A 19,147-nucleotide genomic window follows, 5' to 3' on the forward strand; every position below is an offset into this window, starting at 1 on the left:
AAACAGTATATTGAAGGACAAGACTGCACTTCTAACGACAATTTTAAAGTTGACGGTGAAGCCTGAGAGAGTCGGCGAAGCTGACCACGCCAGCTTTAGCTGTCAATCGAAGCCACCGGCTTTAAGCCGGTGGAGTATTCATTTACGGTTTTGCACTCAGAGTGCAAATAAGCAAGACCCAAGTTGTGACCTATAACATCTTGGAAAATCCACGCTTCCCTGCGTATGGTATATTTCTGCTGTCCGGCGCAAATATAACCGAAAACGGAGGAAGGCCTGGAACTCAAAATTACAGCATTTTACTGTTTATGCGATGATTTTTTAATTTCTGAAGGCTGGCGCGACGACCCGCAATGTGCGATGAGCACGGCTGAGGTCATGACTGCGGCCCTGACTGCCGCCGCTTTCTTCTCCGGCAGTCATGAGAAAAGCTGCAAATTCCTTAAGGAGCATGGATATATGCCCGCCATGCTTTCAAAAAGCCAGTTCAGCCGCCGCCTGGGCGGAATTCCTGAGCAGGTCTGGACCGGGCTGCTCAGACGGCTGGCGGAGCCGTTCCATGAAGCGGATTCATTGAAAATTTATCTTATGGACAGCTTCCCTGTCCACGTCTGCCGGAACATCCGCATGAAACGATGCAAAATATATCAGGATGAACAGTTCTGGGGATATGTCTCAAGCCGTGACGAGTATTTTTATGGTCTGAAAGTTCATGCGCTGATGACTGAGTCAGGCATTCCTGCGGAAATATTTTTGTCTCCCGGATCATATGCGGATGTCAGCACTCTTTATGATTTTTCTTTTCATGTTCCCTCAGGAAGCGTCATTTACGGGGACAGGGCGTATAACGCGTATGCTGTTGAAGACAGTCTTGAAAAGACAGATATTCATCTGAAACCTGCCAGGAAGAATAATTCAAAAAGAAAATATGAATCATTGGCGGAAGACGGAATAAAAATTATCCGAAAGCGCGTCGAATCAGTATTCAGCGCAATCAAACAAAGATTTCCGGCGCATATTTATGCTGTCACCCCGCATGGATTTGAGTTGAAGGTGTTTTTGTTCATCTTGGCTTACGGCATCGAAAAAGCCATGCTGTAGGTCACAACTTGGGTAAGCAAGAGAAGAGTCCTGCTCGTTTGTAAAGGAGTTGTATTCGATAGAAGAGGAGTTCGGCTTGGCAAAACTGCTTTCTGGCCAAGTTGCAAAGGAGTTTTGCCGACCCAAACTCCTTTCTTGCCAAGCCAAACTTCTCTTGTACTCGGCCAGACTCCTTTTCTGCTGAGTACAACTTCTTTGCAAGTCGGCAGAACTCCTCTTTTGCCAAGCCAACCTCCTTTGCCAGCGAGCAAGAAAAGAGCATTAACTGAGGGTTATGCGAAAAACACGGCAGAAGAAGAAACCGGTTCTCTCTCCGCTGCAACCTGCTTATCTGTAAGAGGTCTCTCGTTTCAGGCTTGACAGATAACTTTTGATCGCCCTATGATGATCGATATGTTTATCCACGCTGTGAGACAGCATGATTAATCACGAAAAGGAGGAGTTCATGAAAAAGTATGCGGCGGAGTTTGTCGGCACATTCTGGCTGGTTCTCGGCGGCTGCGGCAGCGCGGTGCTGGCCGCCGCCTTCCCGGATGTGGGCATCGGTCTGCTCGGTGTTTCGTGCGCCTTTGGCCTGACCGTGCTGACCATGGCCTTCGCCATCGGGCATGTCTCCGGCTGCCACCTCAACCCGGCAGTGTCGGTCGGGCTGTGGGCAGGCGGACGCTTCTCGGCCAAAGAGCTGCCGCAGTACATAGCCGCCCAAGTGCTGGGCGCAATCGCGGCAGGCATGGTGCTGTACATCATCGCCAGCGGCAAGGCGGGCTTTGAGGCTTCGGCAGGCTTTGCCGCCAACGGCTACGGCAGCCATTCGCCAGGCGGCTACGGCCTTTTCTCGGCCTTGGTGACGGAAGTGGTTATGACCATGCTTTTTCTTATCGTCATTCTCGGCGCGACCGACAAGCGCGCGCCGCAGGCATTCGCGCCGATTGCCATCGGCCTCTGCCTGACACTGATTCATCTGATCAGCATCCCGGTGACAAACACTTCCGTGAATCCTGCCCGCAGCACCGGCGTTGCTCTGTTCGCAGGCGGCTGGGCTGTCGGCCAGCTCTGGCTGTTCTGGCTCGCGCCGATGGTCGGCGCCGTCCTTGGTGCCGCTGCGCACCGCTTTCTCAGCAGCGAGAGCAAATAAGCCCTTGGCCGTTTGATCCTTTTCTTTTATCATGCTCTTCACTGAACCGCTCCGCCGACTGCTCCTGCTGCTCTGCCTGCTTCACGCAGCCGGGGCTGAAGGAGGCATTTTGTTCTGACGGTCAAAAGAGCAAGAAGACACTCCGCAGCCACGGTTCAGCTTCTGAGCCGTGGCTTTTTTATTGATCTGTGCCATTCAAGGGATGCAATGCAGGCTGATAAATTGAGCAAATACCGCCCCTGTCCCCCGGTGCCGCTGTCCAACCGCACTTGGCCGGACAAAACCATCACTGCCGCGCCGGTCTGGTGCTCGGTTGACCTGCGCGACGGCAACCAGGCCCTGCGCCAGCCGATGAATTTGAGCCAGAAGCTGGAGATGTTTCAGCTGCTGGTCGAGATCGGCTTCAAGGAAATCGAGGTCGGCTTTCCGGCGGCCTCAACCGTAGAGTACGACTTCCTCCGCCTGCTGGTCGAGGAGCGGCGCATCCCTGATGATGTCACCGTGCAGGTGCTGACGCAGGCCCGCGAGCCGCTGATCCGCAAGAGCTTTGAGGCATTGCGCGGGGTGAAAAAGGCCATCGTCCACCTCTACAACTCCACCTCCACGTTGCAGCGCGAGGTGGTCTTCAAAATGAGCCGTGAGGAGATCATTGCTCTTGGTGTGGAAGGGGCGCGGGTCATCCATGAGGAAGCAGAGCGGTTCGAGGGCGGGGATATCCGTTGCGAATACTCACCGGAGAGCTTTACAGGCACTGAGCTGGACTTCGCCTTGGAAATCTGCGAGGCGGTGGCCGCAGTCTGGCAGTCAAGCGCGGCCAAACCCGTGACGCTCAACCTGCCTGCCACGGTGGAGATGTCCACGCCGAACATCTACGCCGACCAGATTGAGTGGTTCATACGCAATCTGAAGCAGCGCGAGTGCTGCCGCATCAGTCTGCACGCCCACAACGACCGGGGCTGCGCTGTGGCTGCCACTGAGCTGGCTCTGCTGGCCGGGGCTGACCGCGTTGAGGGCACGCTCTTCGGCAACGGCGAGCGCACCGGCAACGTGGACATCCTCACGCTGGCCTTAAACATGTTCAGCCAGGGCATTGATCCCAAGCTAGACTTCTCCAACATCAACCACGTAGCCGAGGTCTATCAACGCTGCACCGGCCTGCCTGTCCATCCACGTCATCCTTATGTCGGCGAATTGGTCTATACCGCCTTCTCCGGCTCGCATCAGGACGCGATCAGCAAGGGCATGGAGGCGATGGCGCAGCGGCCAGACGGCCTCTGGGCAGTGCCGTATCTGCCGATTGACCCGAAAGATGTGGGCCGCAGCTACGAGTCCATCATCTGCATCAACAGCCAGTCAGGCAAGGGCGGCGCGGCCTATATCATGAACCAGGAATTCGGCTACAAGCTGCCCAAGAAGATGCGTCCCGGCTTTGGCCGAGTGGTGCAGGAGGAGACTGAGCGGGTCGGCACCGAGCTGGCCAACACGGCGGTCTTTGCGGTCTTTGAGCGGGAGTATCTTCTCCAGCAGCAGGGAGGCTTCCGGCTGAAGCAGTTCGATGTGCTCAAGCGGCACATTGATGATGACGAAAGCACCTCCGCTGCTGAGATTGAAGCTGTCTTGGAGATCAACGGCAGCGAGGTGAAGCTGCGGGGAACCGGCAACGGCGTGCTGGATGCCTTCTGCGCTGCACTGAAGCAGGACGCAGGACTGAACTTTTCGCTCACCTCGTACCACGAACACGCCCTGACTGAAGGCGCGTCAGCCAAGGCTGTCACCTACATCGAGGTGATGGACAACAGGGCAGGCGGCGAAGCCTGGTGGGGCGCGGGCGTGGATACAGATATCATTATTTCCTCAATCAAGGCACTCCTCAGTGCCGTTAACCGGATGCAAGCCGGACGTTAAAAGGAGAATGTGAATGAAGAAGATCAGAACGGTGCTTTGGCTGCTGCCTGCGTTGCTGTTGGTAAACAAGGCACAAGCAGAGCAAATCGGTGAGGTCAGCACAGCCTTCAAGCTGCTGGGAGCCAATCACAAGATTGTCATAGATGCTTTTGATGATCCAGACATCGCTGGCGCAACTTGCTATGTGAGTCGGGCCAAGACCGGCGGCATCAAAGGTTCGCTTGGCTTGGCAGAAGACACCTCAGATGCCTCGATTACCTGCCGCCAAACCGGGCCGATCACCTTGCCAGAGGACGTGGTCAACGGCAAGCGCGACGGCGAGCAGGTCTTTCGTAAATCAACCTCCTTCCTGTTCAAGAAACTCCAGGTCGTCCGATTCTATGATCCCAAGCGCAACGTGCTGGTCTATCTCACTTACTCAGAGAAGCTGATTGACGGTTCGCCTAAGAACTCGATCTCAGCGATTGAGATCAGACCCTGGGGCAAGACAGCAGAAGAGCGACCATAATCTTTTGCTCCCATCTCGACAGGCTGTCGAAATTTTTTCTGACAGCCGTTCCACCTTTTCCCCGACAGTCGTTCGAGATCAACTCGAACCTTGGTTCCAGGTGATCTCGAACCCTGGTTCGAGTTTTCCTACACCGTTCCTTGATGCAGTTTCCGCATTCGGGTAAAAAGCAGCAAGGCCAAAGCATAGATCAAGACGGCAAAGAGCAGCGTGAGATTAAAGCCCAGATAGATCGAGATCAGCACGCTGGCAATACCACCGATCACCGTGAAGAGTCCATTCATGCCCCAAGCCCAAGCTACTGCTCCTTCTGGCTGCCTGCTGATGGAAAGGATACCTAGCGGGAAGCACATGCCCATAAAGAAACCAACGGGCAGGATCATGAGTACCGCTGCTGCCACTCGTACCCAGATAGAAAAGGCGAGAAAATACTTAAAATAAAAAGGATACAAGACGACAAATAACAGGATGGAGAATATCGTGCCAATAAAGGGAAAGGGCCATCTCTTTTGCGGTTTGATTCCCATCTTTTCTGAGCATAAACTCCCTAGAGCAGCTGCTATCAGCAGGGAGAAGACCACGGCGGAATAGGTGTGCAGGGGAAAGCCGATCAGCTTCATGAAAATTTGGATAAAGACCAGCTCGACAATAATGAACCCGCCACCAAGACAGGAAAAATAGCCCATCGAGGCCAGTTTGCCCGGCCATTGCACCCGCCCTGCCTTAGAAAAGAGCAGTGGTACGAGTACAAAGAGCAGAGCAAAAAACAACGATGCTACGGATACCACTACCAGATGCTCAATGTCGCTGGGAATAAGCCGATTACGGGGGTACTGAGAGGCTAATCGGGCGGCAGTGGAGTAATCCATGTATTGTTTAGGATAAGCACGGTTGTAGTGCCCCCATTCTTTCCGCAGGAAGTTGAAATAAGGCCGATTGTCAGTGGCTGCTGTTACCCAGAACGGCACTAACTCCACGGTCTCTTGAGACAGATCACCGGAGTAGAATTCATCACTGAGCATACTTTCTTCTTTCTTGTACGGATTCTCTACCATCTGGGTATGACCCCAGAACCAGGTTTCCAGCATGGCCACTTCCTCCTTTGTCCACGGAGTCATGCGGATCAGGAGAGTGGGGAGGTTATCCCGTACCCCTTTCTTGGCCTGAAAGACCAGTACATGACGGCGGAAATCGGAACGCCCCATGTCTTTCCAGGCTTTGGCCGCAGTTGTGACCATGCGAGGATACACATGGTGGTTGATCTGGAGGATACCATCCTCTTTTAAATGCTGAAAATATTCTGTGTAGGCTTCCGCAGTTTGCAGGTAGGTAGTTGACATGGCCCCGCTACCAGCCGCAACGCTGCTGGAAGTGTGGTTGCTATACATCTGAATAATATCATATCGTTTCTGTGAAGCTCGCAGGAAGCTCCTACCTTCATCAACGTAGGTTCTCACATGGGGATGATTAAATATATTCCCGTTATATTGGTTGTACATCTCCTTGCCGATCTTGACGACAAAGCCAACCAGCTCTACAGCATCAACGCTTCTGGCTCCGTAGGTCAGAGCTGCCTTGGTCTCCTGTCCGCCCGCACTCCCGATGATCAATACATCCTGATTGCTATCTTGCTTGAGCCAATGGCTGAGGTAAACATTCTGCCCGCCGAAATTAGCCGTGGTGGCCTTGGGCAGCGAGGCTTTAAGCTTGGCATAATCGCCGTCAAAGGGATAGATAAAGCTCGACTGAGTACCGCCGTCATAGGCGATATGCTTTGCGCCGTTGTTGTCAATGACATCAATCTTGCTAATGGGATCCCAGTAGCTCATCTCCACCTTTTCCGCCTCAATACTCTCCAGTACCGCCCGCTTTGAGAGGTGGTGCCGGAATTCAAAATATTGATGAGTTGAGTTGTCAGCGGAAAATGATTTAACAAAGGGGATTGCTGCTGCGAGAAAGCCGACAATATACAGGGTGGCCTTGAGAGACTGTCTTTCGACCAACATTCCGGTGGTGATCCAACACAGACCACCGCCAAGGAAGAGTGCACCTGCTGGGCCGATATAAGGGAGAAAGGGGATCAGAATCAGGCAACCGATTGCGGCCCCGGCAAGATCCCAGAAGTACAGCTGCTGAATTTTCTCTGCATAGCAGGAAAAGATGGCTGTGAACAATAACCCTGAAAGAAAAAATGGTGCTGCCAAAATCAAATACAGAGCAGCAAAGGCAGTGATGTCTTTCGCCGAGTTGACCTGAATGTTGGCGAAGTTGAGCGGCAGCCTATTGATTGCCGGGAGGAGCAGGAGGAGGAGCAGACCAAAGAGGAAAATAGTCCAGCAAAGTTTGTATTTAAATTTTTTATCCTGCTTCAGTGGCCACAGGGATTGATACACTCCAGCCAGCCCGAAACAAAACATCACCATCGTGATGATCATATAGGCCTTATTGGCATACCAGATCACATCGAAAATTCGTACTAAGGCAAGTTCGGCCATCAACGTGGTGAGGGCGATAAGAAATAAGCTGAAAGAAATTTTCTTCATGCGATGCAGTATAGTCCTGGTTCTGGGGATAACGAACAGAAATCGGGAGATTCCCGAACCTGTTAAGAGGTGCAGGATAGTACCCCATTGGTAGCGAGAGTTCAAGTTAAAGCACTGATCTTGCAGGCGCAGGTTTGTGTGCCCCTGCCCAAAAAACACCCCTGGTGCCCTCTTGACTTTTCCCTTCCTGATTTTATTGTATTTGCCGGTTTGCTGCTTCTCAGCTGCGGAGCCATCTGCTCTTAGCCTGAATCATAGCCTAATGGAGTGTTACCCATGATCAATGTTGCAAATCTGACAAGGAAGTACGGAGATTTTACCGCTGTCAGCAATGTCTCGTTTGAGATCAAGCCCGGTGAGATAGTCGGCTTGCTCGGCCATAATGGTGCGGGCAAGACCACGATCATGAAGATGATGACCGGTTATCTTGAGGCCACGAGTGGCAGCATCACGATTGATGGCCTCAGTGTTGCCAAAGAGCGGCGGGCCGTGCAAAAGAAGATCGGCTACCTGCCAGAGAACTGTCCGGTCTATCCTGAGATGACGATTCTCAGTTACTTGGAGTATTGCGCCGCCTTGCATGGCATCCCAGAACGTGAGCGGCCTGCACTGATCCGCGAGGCAGTCGAGCGCACCGCACTGACCGAGAAAGCGATGGAGCTGATCTCCACCCTCTCACGTGGTTATCGCCAACGCACCGGTGTGGCCCAGGCTATACTCCATAAGCCTGCCATTCTCATCCTGGATGAGCCAACCAACGGCCTTGATCCCACGCAAATCCGGCAGATGCGCAGCTTGATCACCGAGCTGGCCAAGATTGCCACGGTGATCATTTCCACCCATATCTTGCAGGAGGTACAGGCCGTCTGCAACCGGGTGATCATTATTAAAGACGGCAAGGTAGCCCTGGATTCCCGGCTGGATGACCTGCGGCAGAGCAGCAAGCTCTTGGTGAGCAGCAAGGCTGATCCGAATCAAGCAGTGCAGCAATTCACCGCCCTGCCGATGATTGCCAAGGCAGTGCAGGCTGGCGAGCATCGCTTTGAGCTGGAACTGCGTAAAGGCGCAGATAGCCGCGAAGCAGCGGCGGCAGTAGCCGATGCGGTTCATGCGCAACACTGGCCGCTCTATGGGCTACAGTATGAGAGCCGAACCTTAGAGACGGTCTTTGCTGAAATCAGCGGCTGAAAGGAGGAGCATGACATGACTACGCTAGCACGCATCGCCCGCAAGGAGTTCGGAGCCTTTTTCAGTTCACCAGCGGCCTTTGTTTTCCTTGGTACCTTTCTGGCTGCTACCCTCTTTGTTTTCTTCTGGGTAGAGACCTTCTTCTCCCGCAACGTTACCGAGATTCGGGCATTGTTTGAGTGGATGCCAGTGCTGCTGATCTTCCTAGTGGCAGCAATTACCATGCGGAGCTGGGCCGAAGAACGGCGCGCAGGCACCCTGGAATTTCTGCTCACAGCCCCAGTGCAGCCCTTCTCGCTGGTACTGGGCAAGTTCCTGGCCTGCCTCGGTCTGATTGCCGTGGCTCTGCTGCTCACCCTGCCACTCGCCATCACTGTAAGTCTACTTGGCCCGCTCGATTGGGGGCCAGTGCTGGGTGGCTACTTGGCTGCACTCTGTCTGGCTGCGGCCTATATCGCCATTGGCCTCTTTGTCAGCATTAAGTCAGAAAGCCAGATCGTCAGCCTGATTGTCACCTCGCTGATCTGCGGCCTACTCTACCTACTTGGCTCAGAGATGCTGTCTGGCTTTGTCGGCAATCAAGGTGCAGAGCTGCTGCAACTGCTTGGTTCAGGCTCGCGCTTTAAGTCCATCACCAGGGGCGTGATTGATCTGCGGGATATTTACTATTATCTCTGCCTGATGGGGATCTTCCTCAGTCTCAACATTTATGGCCTGGAGAAAATCCGCTGGGCAGGCAATCCAGCCAGCAGCCATCACCGGAGCTGGCAGCTTGCCTGCGGTCTGCTCATCGCCAACTTCTTGGCTGCTAACTTCTGGCTGGCCCCGCTGGGCAGTAGTTTCCGCTCGGACATGACCAAGGGCAGCATTTACTCGATTTCGGATGCCACCCGCAGCTATCTCCAGCAGCTCCGCGAGCCGTTATTGATTCGCGGCTATTTCTCTGCTCAGACTCATCCCTTGCTGGCCCCGCTTGTCCCGCGTCTGCGTGACCTGTTGGAGGAGTACGCGGTTGCTGGTGGCGGTAAAGTGCGGGTAGAGTTTGTTGATCCAGCAGAAAATGCCGAGCTAGAGCAGGAGGCTGGCCAGAAGTACGGCATCCGGCCCGTGCCTTTTCAGACAGCCAGCAAGTATCAGGCTGCTGTGACCAACTCCTATTTCGATATTCTCATCCGTTACGGTGATCAGTTCGAGACGCTGGGCTTCCGCGACCTGATTGAGGTCAAAGCACAGGATGAGCGCAATCTGGATGTGGAGCTGCGCAACCCAGAATATGATCTGACCCGGGCGATCAAGAAGGTACTGTACAGCTATCAAGGTGGCGGCGACCTGTTCAGCTCGATTAACAAGCCCGTGGCCTTGACTGGCTACTTTTCTGCGGATGCCCAGCTACCAGAAGAGCTGCGCAAGCTCAAAGCAGACCTGCTAGCTTTAGCCAAAGATCTCCAGGAGCAGAGTGGCGGACGTTTTACCTCTACCGTGGTTGATCCAGAGGCAGACGGCGGCAAGATGGCCAAGAAGATTGGCGAGGAATACGGCTTCCGGCCCATGACTGCCAGCCTTTTTGATCAGAAGACCTTCTGGTTCTACATCACCTTGGCCAGTGGCGAGCAGATCATTGAAATCCCGCTGCCAGATGATTTGAATAAAGAGCAGTTGCAGCAGTCGCTGCAAGCTGGCCTCAAACGTTTTGCCACTGGTTTTGCCAAAACAGTCGCTCTCAGCGTACCTGAAAGCACCCCACCTATGCCCCAATTCGGGATACCAGGCGGTGGTCTCCAGTTCTCTGCCCTGAAAGATGTGCTATCCCAGGATCATGTGGTAACAGACGCGAATCTGAACAAAGGCCAGGTGCCCAGCGAGGCTGATCTGTTGGTTCTAGCCGCCCCGGAGAATCTGGACGAGAAGCAGCTCTTTGCGGTCGATCAATTTTTGATGCAAGGCGGCACTGTGTTGTTAGCTGCTTCGCCCTATAAGATCAATTTAGATCAAGACCTCTCAATTGCCGAGCACAAAACCGGACTTGAAGACTGGTTGACCCATCATGGTCTCAGTCTTGGCAAATCTCTGGTACTTGATCCGCAGAATAGCCCCTTCCCAGTGCCGACCCAACGCAATTTGGGCGGCTTTACGGTGCAGGAAATCCAGCTGGTCAAGTATCCTTACTTTGTTGATATCCGCCCGAATGGGATGAATAGCGAGAGTGGTCTGACTGGTGGCCTTAATCAGCTCACTCTGAACTGGGCCTCGCCGATTGAAATCAATCAGGACAAGAATAAAGGCCGCAAAGTGCTCCGGTTGCTGGAAAGCTCAGAGAAAAGCTGGCTTTCAACCGCAACTGAGGTGCAGCCGAATTTCAAACAACACGGCGAGTTGGGCTTTGCGATTGAAGGCAAGCAGGAAAAACATCTGCTGGCCGCAGCTGTGGAGGGTAGTTTCAGCTCCTATTTCGCAGGCAAGCCCTCACCTCTCCTGAAAAAGGAGGATAAAAAGGCGGAAGAGCCACTCAAACCGGAAGGCGAGGACAAAGCAGCCGAGGCAGAGAAGGAGAAAAAGGAGCAGGTGATCGTCCGCCAGATCGACAAGTCGCCAGACACAGCGCGAATCATCCTCTTTGCGTCCGGCAGCTTCCTCAGTGACCAGCTTATCGGCATTAGTTCCAGTGTGATGCGCAGCAACTACACGGCACCGGTGCAGCTTGCCGCTAATGCCGTTGATTGGTCGTTGGAAGATCGGGGCCTTTTGGCTATTCGGGGCCGGAGCCATTTCTCTCGCCCCTTGCATCCAATGGGTAAGAAGGGGCAGCTTTTGGTTGAGTATCTCAACTACGGCTTGGCCTTGCTCGGCTTGGCAGGTATCTGGTTACTCCGGGCGACCTGGCAGAAGCGGACAAGACAGGCGCAGTTAGAATTCCTGCGACCTTTTTCAGGGAGGGTATAATCATGCTTCAGCGCGTAATCTATGCCGCTGCGGTGCTGTTGGCTCTTCAGCTCGGCCTTGCGGTCTTCTTACAAGTGCGCAGCAGCTCGGAGCTGAACGCTGCCCCGCCAGATGCACTCTTTGTTTCCTTTGATCCAGCCAAGATTACGGCAGTGCAAATCAGCGCGACCGACGGAAAAAAGGTGACGTTGACCAAGAGCGGCAAGAGTTGGCTCTTGCCAGAGGTCTTTTCTGCACCCGCAGATGGTGGCCAGCTCGAGGCTTTGCTGCGCAAGGTGGCTGAGGCCAAGCAAGGGCTAGCTGTGGCTTCCACCAAAGGCGCGGCCAAGCGGTTTAAGACGGCGGATAAGGATTTCCTCCGCCACATCGTCTTTAAGGAGGGGGATAAAGCCGTTGCTGATTTCTATCTGGGCAATTCAGCGGGGCTGCGTCAGAGTTACGCTCGCCTAGCAGGCAAAGACGAGGTGGTCAGTCTGCCAATCAGCGACTTTGAAGCCGAGGTTGAGGCAGATAAATGGCTGAACAAGGGCCTGGCCCAGCTTAATCAGAATGACCTGAAGAAGGTCGAGCTGGCTGATATCGTTCTCACGAAAAAGGACAAGGATTGGCTCTTGGAGGGCGCAGCAGCAGGCGAGGCAAGCAAGGAGGAGATCAACAAGGCACTGGAAAGGATCACGGGTTTGGCCGTGCAAGGCGTAGTTGATCCAGCTCAAGCAGAGCCTTTGTTCAAGCAGCCTTCGGCAACACAGTTTACTGCCACGCGCAACGACGGCAGCAAACTCACCTATGCCTTGGTCAAGCAGGCTGATCATTATGTCCTGAAGACCTCGGCCAGTCCCTTGTATTTGAAAATCGGCAGCTGGCAAGCAGATGAGCTGGCCAAGCTGAAGCGGGCCGATCTCCTGGTCAAGAAAGAGGAGAAACAGGCTGCGGCCAACAACCCAGCCGGAGCCGCACCTGTTGCGACCCAGCCTGAACAGCAGGCTATCCCGCCAGTTCCGCAGTCAGCGCAGGAGCCGGTGAAAACAGAAGCAGCGCAGTAGCAGAACAAGCAGGTAGGCAAAGAAGAAGGCAGTTCCCAGCAAGACTGGGGGCTGCCTTTTTTGTTTTTGGCGCAAAATTGTCTGGTTTCAAGGGGATGTCGCAACGAGTTGCAGCTCGCCAGAGAGGAGTACAAGCAGTTTTTTCTTCTTCCTAAGTCGCGAGCAAAGGAGTTTGGCCGAGCAGAAAAGGAGTGCGGCTCGGCCAGAAAGGAGTTGGAGTCGGCAGGAAAGGAGTCTGGCTTGGCCAAACTCCTTTCTTGTTTGGCCGTAAAGGAGTTTGGCCGAGTAGGAAAGGAGTTCTGCTTGGCCGCACTCCTTTCTTGCCGAGTAGGAAAGAAGTTTGGCTTAACAAAACTCCTTGGTAAGTCGGCAGCAAAGGAATCTTGCCGAGCCGCAAAGAAGTCTTAGTGAGCCAAACTCCTATTGAATCGAGGCGTTGCCGGGTTTCCCTACATCCTTTTTAGAAGCAGCCACTTCCACATAAAGAGTTGTCACTTCATCTGCCAGTGTGGTGAGGTCGTCGGTCGTTGACAAGACTAAGAGCGGATTGCCTTTGTTGCGGACTTTGAGGAAATATGGCTCAACTATTTTCCAAAGTTTCTTCATTTTAGTCAGCAGCAGGTTGATCCGTTCGGTATTCCGCTTCTCCTTCAGTAAGACATCCAGGGCAGCATTAAACTCCGACACCGCAGTTTCCAATTGCTGCACCGAATTCTCATCCTGAAAGCCTGACTGATAGGCAATGTAATATTTGGAGATTCGTTGCGACAGCATCCGTTGTCTGCCAGAGAGGTTAATGATGTTGTCGATTTTTGCCCCGGAAAGTTCTTCGAGCTTTACCACCACGTCCTGACAAAATCCCAGCAAGGTCTCGCTCAATTCCATGACCAACGCGGCATTTTCCTTCTTGTAGGGCTGCTCGATAAGTCCCTTGAGCTTTGCAAAAGAAGTATCAACGGACACGAGAAGCTCTTGGATCGCCGCATCTTGCACCTTCTTCAACGCAACATGATTGTATTCAAATTTCTTCAGACCTGTCATGAGCTGATGGTGCGCTTCTTGTTTGGAAATACCTTGGCCGTGATACAAATAGGCCTTGGTAATCCGCTGCGACAACATTCGCTGCATTCCAGCCTTATTCATGAGATCAGAATAATTATCCGCTGCCTGCAAGGGCACTGCTAAGAGAGCGGTAACGAGAAGAGCTAACAGGGCGATACCTCTAAACTTTAGAGCATCCATCTCAATCTCCTTTAGATAGTATTTCACAGCAAAATTGCTATACACTCCGTATATTAAAGCAAAAATAACAAGTTCTGACAAGGTTGTGATGGGAGAAAGAGCGTGCGCAGGTCACGGGAAGATGTCAGCCAGATCAACAGAAAGCCCTTGCAGCAGCACAGACTGCACCGCGCCTTCGCCCTCAGCTTCCTGCCGCAACTGAAATTTGTTGCTGTTGTTGACGAAAACCTCCACGCTCTTCCGCTCAGGATCAACAATCCAATACTCCTGCACGCCAGCCTGCGCATAGGCCCGGAACTTGGTCCGCAGATCATGATAGGCTGAGGACGGCGACAGGACTTCCGCAACAAGATCAGGCGGCCCCTCAATCATCCGCTCGCCGATCAAGGCGGCTTTCTCCTTGCTGATAAAGAGGATGTCGGGCTGGAAGATGTTGCGTTCATTCAGCCGGACATCAATCGGCGAGGTAAACAGCCGGCCAGCTTTCTCTTTCTTGACAAACAAGGCCATCTGGATGGACAGTTCTAAAATAACTGCTTGGTGCAACGGAATTGGTGCTGGACTCATAACAAGTTTTCCGGCGATAAGTTGACAGGCTGTGCCTTCTGGCAGAGCGAGAAAACGTTCCAGCGCGGACTGACGCTGCTCTGGCCGACGAACGGAAGACTGTTTCGTTGCACGAAGCGTTCTGATGCTGGTTTCTGTCTGCATTGCCCCTCCTTATGCTGATACGTTGGCGTGCATCTGCATCCTGTAGCTGATCAGCCAGCATACGGAGCATGGGGCTGTTTGTCAAGCAATGAGGCGCAATCTTGGGCCATTGCTTCGGACGGGCGGCAGAGGAGAAGAGCGGCGGAATACATGCTAGCATGTACCGAGGAAACCATCTGGCATGTATTGCCGATATATGCTGAATGGTTTTCCAAAACATGCTGGCATGTATTGTTGGAACATGCCAGCATGTTTTGGAAAACTATTCAGCATGTTTCTGGGGGAGATGCGGGTGAAGTTTTAGAAGCGGTGGATGCAGTGTCGGCTACAGGCGGCCAGAACCGTGCTTCACGGATTAATTTATGGTAAGATCTTTTTCTTAAAGAATCCATGGCGCGTCTAGGAATTTCGCGCCATGGATGTTCTCGACATTCGGTTTCGGATTGATCTGGATTTGTTGCCAAGTAGAGTTCTATATATCGCAGTTTTTCGACCGCTTCTTCATCTTGAGATATCAGTCCAAGTGCCATGAGTTCATGCTTAACTAAAAGTGGGAATAGAATAGATGCAAAAGCCAGATGATAGAATTCCGACCACATGAACCGCGATGTGTTATTTCGTCCCGCCCCATGAGCTGCTGCACCCCGCATATCACAAAATTCCTTTGCCCAGCATTCTATAAGGCGGGCCGAGTTAGGACGCTTCGCGTGCCAAGCTGCTGTATATTCAGTATGCTCGATATCAGGTGCCTTTATCGCCTCAAGCTTCTCCTTGATGGCGCGACAGAATTCGTCTTTGTAATGGTTAATTCTGAATAGTCGTTCAAAGGCGGATTTTACCATTATTAACTCGACATGCTCTGGAACGTTAGGAGAGTCGGTGTTTGCCAAGACAAACTCTTCGATAGCTTCTATAATGTTATCTGGAATGATTTTCACTCTCAATAAGGCATCCAATAGCCTCGAATCTACACTTAGCTTATGATGGCAGCTTAATGCATGGTACGGTCGTATGAAAGTGAATTTATCGGATGACCATATGTAACTGGCTCCCCCATCTCGCCTACGTGTTGTAAAACCGAAGTATTTTGTGGAGTTTTCTTGATACTTCTGTACGACCAGTGAATAGGTGTCGTAGTTGCAATAATCGAAGTTCTGCGAAAATAACAAGCGATCTGCCAGAGCCGAAAACCCGATTAGCGGCCTGATCTTGAATAGGGCTTTGGCGACTGGTGTTGGGTCTTGCCCTGTATGCCAGTTGTCGATTTCGATGAGAGTTGCACTAGATATTAGATGATCAGCGTGATCTGCATATGCGGCCATCACACCGTCTATATCTGAAAGGCTTGCATATGGCAGGTCGTCTGGATATTTCCCACGGCTCCACGGTATTAGACGAAGACGACCGATCTCAGTTCGTTCGCGCAATAGCACCCACGGCAGGAAGGCAAGGCCTTTAGTCATATTTCCTTGGCAATATTTAGACAGTTACCCTTGTCAACAGAAGGAGTTCAGCAACAACGCAGTTGCTCGCCGGGCCTTGCTTGTCATGCCCGGTTCCTCCCCGTGCAGGTGACAAAGACATCCTCAAGGCTGGGGCGGACAGCAACGAGGCTGTCCTGCGGCCCAATGCACGGCTGGCTGGCGAGAAAGGCCAGCGGATCGGCGACCGCATCCTTGACCAAGACCCGCAGGCGCGCGCCAAGCTGGGCAGCGGCAAGCACCTCTGGCAGCTTGAGCAGTTCCTGCTTGAGCTGGCGCAGATTGGCCGAAGCAATCTCAATCACATGCGCGCCCATCTGCCGCATCAGTTCATCTGGCGGCCCCTCGGCCCGCTTCATGCCGTTCTCCAAGATAGACAGGCAGTGGCAGCGTTCGGCCTCGTCCATATAGTGGGTGGAGACGAGGATGGTCGTGCCTTGGTCGCTGAGATCAAAGAGCTGCTCCCAAAACTCCCGGCGGTTCTCCGGGTCAACAGCAGAGGTGGGTTCATCAAGGAAGAGCAGCTCCGGGCGGTGCAGCGTGGCTGCGGCCAGACTGAGCCGCTGCCGCTGGCCGCCGCTCATGCGTCCGGCAAGCTGGTGCTTGCGCTCTTCTAAGCCATAGATATGCAGCAGCTCGGCAATGCGCTGTTTCTGCGCCCGGCCTGACAAGCCGTAGATGCGGGCGGTGAACTGCAAGTTTTCCTGCACGGTCAGATCATCGTAGAGCGAGAACTTCTGCGTCATGTAGCCGATGCGCAGGCGCAGGAGTTCGGCATTTTGGGGTAAATGCAAACCAAGCACCCGCACAGTGCCGGAGCTGGGCGCGAGCAGTCCGGTCAGGACGCGGATGGCCGTGGTCTTGCCAGAGCCGTTCGGGCCAAGGAAGCCGTAGATGCGGCCTTTTGCTACTTTCAGATCAAGATCGCGCACGGCCATGAGCGGGCCAAAGCTGCGGCAGAGCTGTTCAGCCTGAATAACCGCCTCGCTCATGGCAGGTCAACCTGGGCAGGCAGACCAGCAGGGAGCTGCGCCGCGCTTTCCGGCAGCTGCACTTCGGTCAAATACATCAGGCGGGCGCGTTCTTCTTGGTTGAGGGCGTAGTAGGGCGTGAAGGCGGGTTCGGCGGCAATCCAGCGCACTTGGCCGCTGATGGGCACATCAAGGCCGTCCACATGCACAGTCAGCTTGTCGCCCATCTTGATCTTGACCCGGTACGGCTCAGGCAGATAGACACGGGCGTAGGGCGCGTTGCCAGCCAGCACCACAGCCAGCGGTGTTCCGGCAGCAGGACGCTCGCCCACGTGCCACGGCAGATCATCAAGGATGCCCGCGCAGGCGGCAATGACCGTGAGGTCGGCCAGCTTTTTTCTCTCCATCGCCAAGACAGCGGCGGCGGCATCGAGCTTGGCCTTGGCCGCCCGCAGGTCTTCCTCGCGGCTGCCCTTGAGCAGCAGGCGCAGTTCCTCCTGCGTCGCATTCAGATTGGCACGGGCGACATCACGGGCGGCCAGCGCCTTGTCCAGCTCTCCTTTGCTGCTGATGTGCTGCGTCAGCAGGCCGCGCAGACGCTCATGCTGGATCTCGCTCTCCGCCAACACGGCCTTGGCTCCAGCCACCTTGGCCGTGGCAGCGGCAATCTCTTCGGCCTGCGCCCCGTTGCGGAGTTTGTCCAGCTGGGCTGCGGCTTGGGCCAGCTCAGCCTCTGCCCGCCTGACCTGCGCCTTTTGCAGGGTGTCGTCCAGTCTGGCAAGCACATCCCCTTTTTTTACCATACTACCTTGGGCAACAGGCAGAGCGATAATTACTTCGCTGGCCGCAGCCGCATGAGCGACGCGATCGCGTTCTAAGGTGCCGAGGGCGACATTCTGCCGATGGGAATCACAGGAAGCGAGAAGGAGAAGAATGGCGGTGAGAAGGCGGCGCATGGTCTTGGCAAGGGAAGAATTCTACTGTGCAGGCAGCATAACGCGCAGGACTTCCGGCTGTCAACAGGCAAAGAAAGCTGTTGCCAGATGCGGAGGCAGCCTTTAGAATGAGGCTATGCTGCGATTCAGCGCATCATCTCAGCCAGTTGCAGGCAAAACGTCTCAGCCGTAACAGCAGGCCTGAAGAAAATCAATCCGCTCCTGTCTGGCCTCCTGTTGATAAGGGCAGATGCGTGCCTTAAACTGGGCGGTCAACATGCTACTATCTTTTCGCTATTCTGCAAGATTGCAGATTGGTATAATTTTTTGTTAGGAATCTGAGACGAGGGGGTAGCCATGTTCGAGATATGCGGACGACGGGTCAAGGTCGTGACTGGACCGAAATCGCAGACGGTCAATATTTGTACTCCCGACGGAATCCACGGTGTCTATGACTACATCATCAAGTTCTACCATCCCAGGTTCGTCACCGAGGCAGAACTTGCTCACATGTCTTTCTCATCGATTGAGGCGGTTGTGGCATTCCTCAAAAACGAATGCAGCGGTGACTTGGAGAAGGCACCCAGCAGCCCTATCGAGAAGCCTCTTGCGCAGGTACCGGCTGCGGGTCTCAAACCTCTGTCCAACTGGGAAATCACCGCAAGGCGGGTGACAGAGTCGGCAATCGATCAGCTTGTGGAGGAATTCGTTCGTTATCCATACCTGCATCGTTGCGAACACTCGATTCACTGTAGGCTTTACGAATTGATGGTGGCCAATGAGCAGCTAGCGGAGAAGCTGGTCTTCTCGCACTGGGTGACGCAGCCTGTCCAGAAAGAGTGGCCCGAATTCATCCCGCGCCTCGGAAAACGCCATGGAGCGTTTGACCTTGTGGTGCTCGCACCCGACTCCGTGGCGACCGCATCGCTTTCCGACTTCCAAGACGGGCGCATTCGTCCAAGCCTCGTCATCGAGATGGGCTTGGACTATCCGTACAAACACCTCTCGAATGATGCGCAGAAGCTGAGAAACAGCGGCATTGCTGACTCGTACCTGATTCACTTGACAAGGCAGCATGTTACTGACAACTTTCACGACGTGGAATCCCTGCTGCTCGATTGCGGCTTCAAGTCCGCATATGTTTGGCATCGTGGGACGACCGCTCGGTACAAGCGCGTTAGCGACGATAGTGTCACTGAGATGCAGGTTTGAACGATCCCTCTAACACTCAACAAGCAGGTTACAGCAGAGAGGGAACCGGTTTCTTTTGTTGCGGTATTTTTCGCATCATCCTGAGTTAATGCTCCTTTTTTACTCGCTGACAAAGGAGTTTGGCTTGGCAACAGAGGAGTTCTACCGACTTGCAAAGGAGTTGTATAGCTGTAGCGATATAAAATGATCATATTATATCGTTCTGAAAAAGCTCCTCAACCGAGCATCGATA

Annotated in this window: 17 protein-coding genes; 10 read left to right on the forward strand and 7 right to left on the reverse strand. The window is 53.6% G+C overall.

Annotation, left to right across the window (positions count from 1 at the left end; all coding sequences use genetic code 11):
- The first annotated feature begins 360 nt into the window (after nt 1-360).
- The gene (locus tag ACNKIB_RS09015) at nt 361-1,101 is read left to right on the forward strand and encodes an IS982 family transposase (protein WP_417910214.1); all 741 of its coding nucleotides are present in this window, start codon (nt 361-363) and stop codon (nt 1,099-1,101) included.
- Nucleotide 1,102: 1 nt separating this feature from the next.
- On the opposite strand, the gene ACNKIB_RS09020 is transcribed toward ACNKIB_RS09015, so the two are convergent.
- Entirely contained in the window at nt 1,103-1,327 is a 225-nt protein-coding gene (locus ACNKIB_RS09020; RefSeq protein ID WP_417910215.1) for a hypothetical protein, read from the reverse strand.
- Between the two features lie 219 nt (nt 1,328-1,546).
- Here ACNKIB_RS09020 and aqpZ point away from each other — a divergent pair, with 219 nt between their 5' ends.
- The 3 genes from aqpZ (at nt 1,547) to ACNKIB_RS09035 (ending at nt 4,649) form a co-directional block, all read left to right on the forward strand.
- Nucleotides 1,547-2,236 (forward strand): aquaporin Z, encoded by a 690-nt coding sequence (aqpZ, locus tag ACNKIB_RS09025; RefSeq protein WP_417910230.1) that lies wholly within the window; start codon nt 1,547-1,549, stop codon nt 2,234-2,236.
- A gap of 207 nt (nt 2,237-2,443) precedes the next feature.
- Nucleotides 2,444-4,141: a 2-isopropylmalate synthase gene (gene leuA, locus ACNKIB_RS09030; protein ID WP_417910216.1), complete on the forward strand. Its 1,698-nt coding sequence runs from the start codon at nt 2,444-2,446 to the stop codon at nt 4,139-4,141.
- A 13-nt stretch (nt 4,142-4,154) separates the two neighbouring features.
- Entirely contained in the window at nt 4,155-4,649 is a 495-nt protein-coding gene (locus ACNKIB_RS09035; RefSeq protein WP_417910217.1) for a CreA family protein, read from the forward strand.
- 128 nt (nt 4,650-4,777) lie between these two features.
- Here ACNKIB_RS09035 and ACNKIB_RS09040 read toward each other — a convergent pair whose 3' ends face one another.
- Complete coding sequence (locus tag ACNKIB_RS09040) at nt 4,778-7,192, reverse strand: hypothetical protein (RefSeq protein ID WP_417910218.1); 2,415 nt, start codon at nt 7,190-7,192, stop codon at nt 4,778-4,780.
- Between the two features lie 276 nt (nt 7,193-7,468).
- On the opposite strand from ACNKIB_RS09040, the gene ACNKIB_RS09045 reads away from it, so the two are divergent.
- From ACNKIB_RS09045 to ACNKIB_RS09060, 4 genes are all read left to right on the forward strand, one after another.
- A complete protein-coding gene (locus tag ACNKIB_RS09045; protein ID WP_417910219.1) occupies nt 7,469-8,380 on the forward strand; it encodes an ABC transporter ATP-binding protein in 912 nt (303 codons plus the stop codon).
- Between the two features lie 15 nt (nt 8,381-8,395).
- Complete coding sequence (locus tag ACNKIB_RS09050; RefSeq protein WP_417910220.1) at nt 8,396-11,320, forward strand: Gldg family protein; 2,925 nt, start codon at nt 8,396-8,398, stop codon at nt 11,318-11,320.
- A 2-nt stretch (nt 11,321-11,322) separates the two neighbouring features.
- Entirely contained in the window at nt 11,323-12,363 is a 1,041-nt protein-coding gene (locus tag ACNKIB_RS09055) for a DUF4340 domain-containing protein (protein ID WP_417910221.1), read from the forward strand.
- A gap of 108 nt (nt 12,364-12,471) precedes the next feature.
- Nucleotides 12,472-12,771 (forward strand): hypothetical protein, encoded by a 300-nt coding sequence (locus ACNKIB_RS09060; RefSeq protein ID WP_417910222.1) that lies wholly within the window; start codon nt 12,472-12,474, stop codon nt 12,769-12,771.
- Between the two features lie 12 nt (nt 12,772-12,783).
- Here ACNKIB_RS09060 and ACNKIB_RS09065 read toward each other — a convergent pair whose 3' ends face one another.
- The 5 genes from ACNKIB_RS09065 to ACNKIB_RS09085 all read right to left on the reverse strand — a co-directional run bounded on the left by ACNKIB_RS09065 (nt 12,784) and on the right by ACNKIB_RS09085 (nt 17,724).
- Entirely contained in the window at nt 12,784-13,605 is an 822-nt protein-coding gene (locus tag ACNKIB_RS09065; RefSeq protein ID WP_417910223.1) for a type IV pili methyl-accepting chemotaxis transducer N-terminal domain-containing protein, read from the reverse strand.
- Nucleotides 13,606-13,716: 111 nt separating this feature from the next.
- Complete coding sequence (locus ACNKIB_RS09070; protein ID WP_417910224.1) at nt 13,717-14,316, reverse strand: Uma2 family endonuclease; 600 nt, start codon at nt 14,314-14,316, stop codon at nt 13,717-13,719.
- 266 nt (nt 14,317-14,582) lie between these two features.
- Nucleotides 14,583-15,779 (reverse strand): hypothetical protein, encoded by a 1,197-nt coding sequence (locus ACNKIB_RS09075; RefSeq protein ID WP_417910225.1) that lies wholly within the window; start codon nt 15,777-15,779, stop codon nt 14,583-14,585.
- Between the two features lie 83 nt (nt 15,780-15,862).
- Complete coding sequence (locus ACNKIB_RS09080) at nt 15,863-16,789, reverse strand: ATP-binding cassette domain-containing protein (RefSeq protein WP_417910226.1); 927 nt, start codon at nt 16,787-16,789, stop codon at nt 15,863-15,865.
- Nucleotides 16,786-17,724, reverse strand: a complete 939-nt coding sequence (locus ACNKIB_RS09085) for an HlyD family secretion protein (protein ID WP_417910227.1) — start codon at nt 17,722-17,724, stop codon at nt 16,786-16,788. Before ACNKIB_RS09085 ends, ACNKIB_RS09080 begins: the two co-directional genes overlap by 4 nt.
- A gap of 336 nt (nt 17,725-18,060) precedes the next feature.
- On the opposite strand from ACNKIB_RS09085, the gene ACNKIB_RS09090 reads away from it, so the two are divergent.
- Nucleotides 18,061-18,915: a hypothetical protein gene (locus ACNKIB_RS09090; RefSeq protein WP_417910228.1), complete on the forward strand. Its 855-nt coding sequence runs from the start codon at nt 18,061-18,063 to the stop codon at nt 18,913-18,915.
- A 58-nt stretch (nt 18,916-18,973) separates the two neighbouring features.
- A complete protein-coding gene (locus ACNKIB_RS09095) occupies nt 18,974-19,102 on the forward strand; it encodes a hypothetical protein (protein WP_417910229.1) in 129 nt (42 codons plus the stop codon).
- Nucleotides 19,103-19,147: the final 45 nt, after the last annotated feature.

Origin of the sequence: Candidatus Electronema sp. PJ, from assembly GCF_048287395.1 — a bacterium.
Lineage (GTDB): Bacteria > Desulfobacterota > Desulfobulbia > Desulfobulbales > Desulfobulbaceae > Electronema.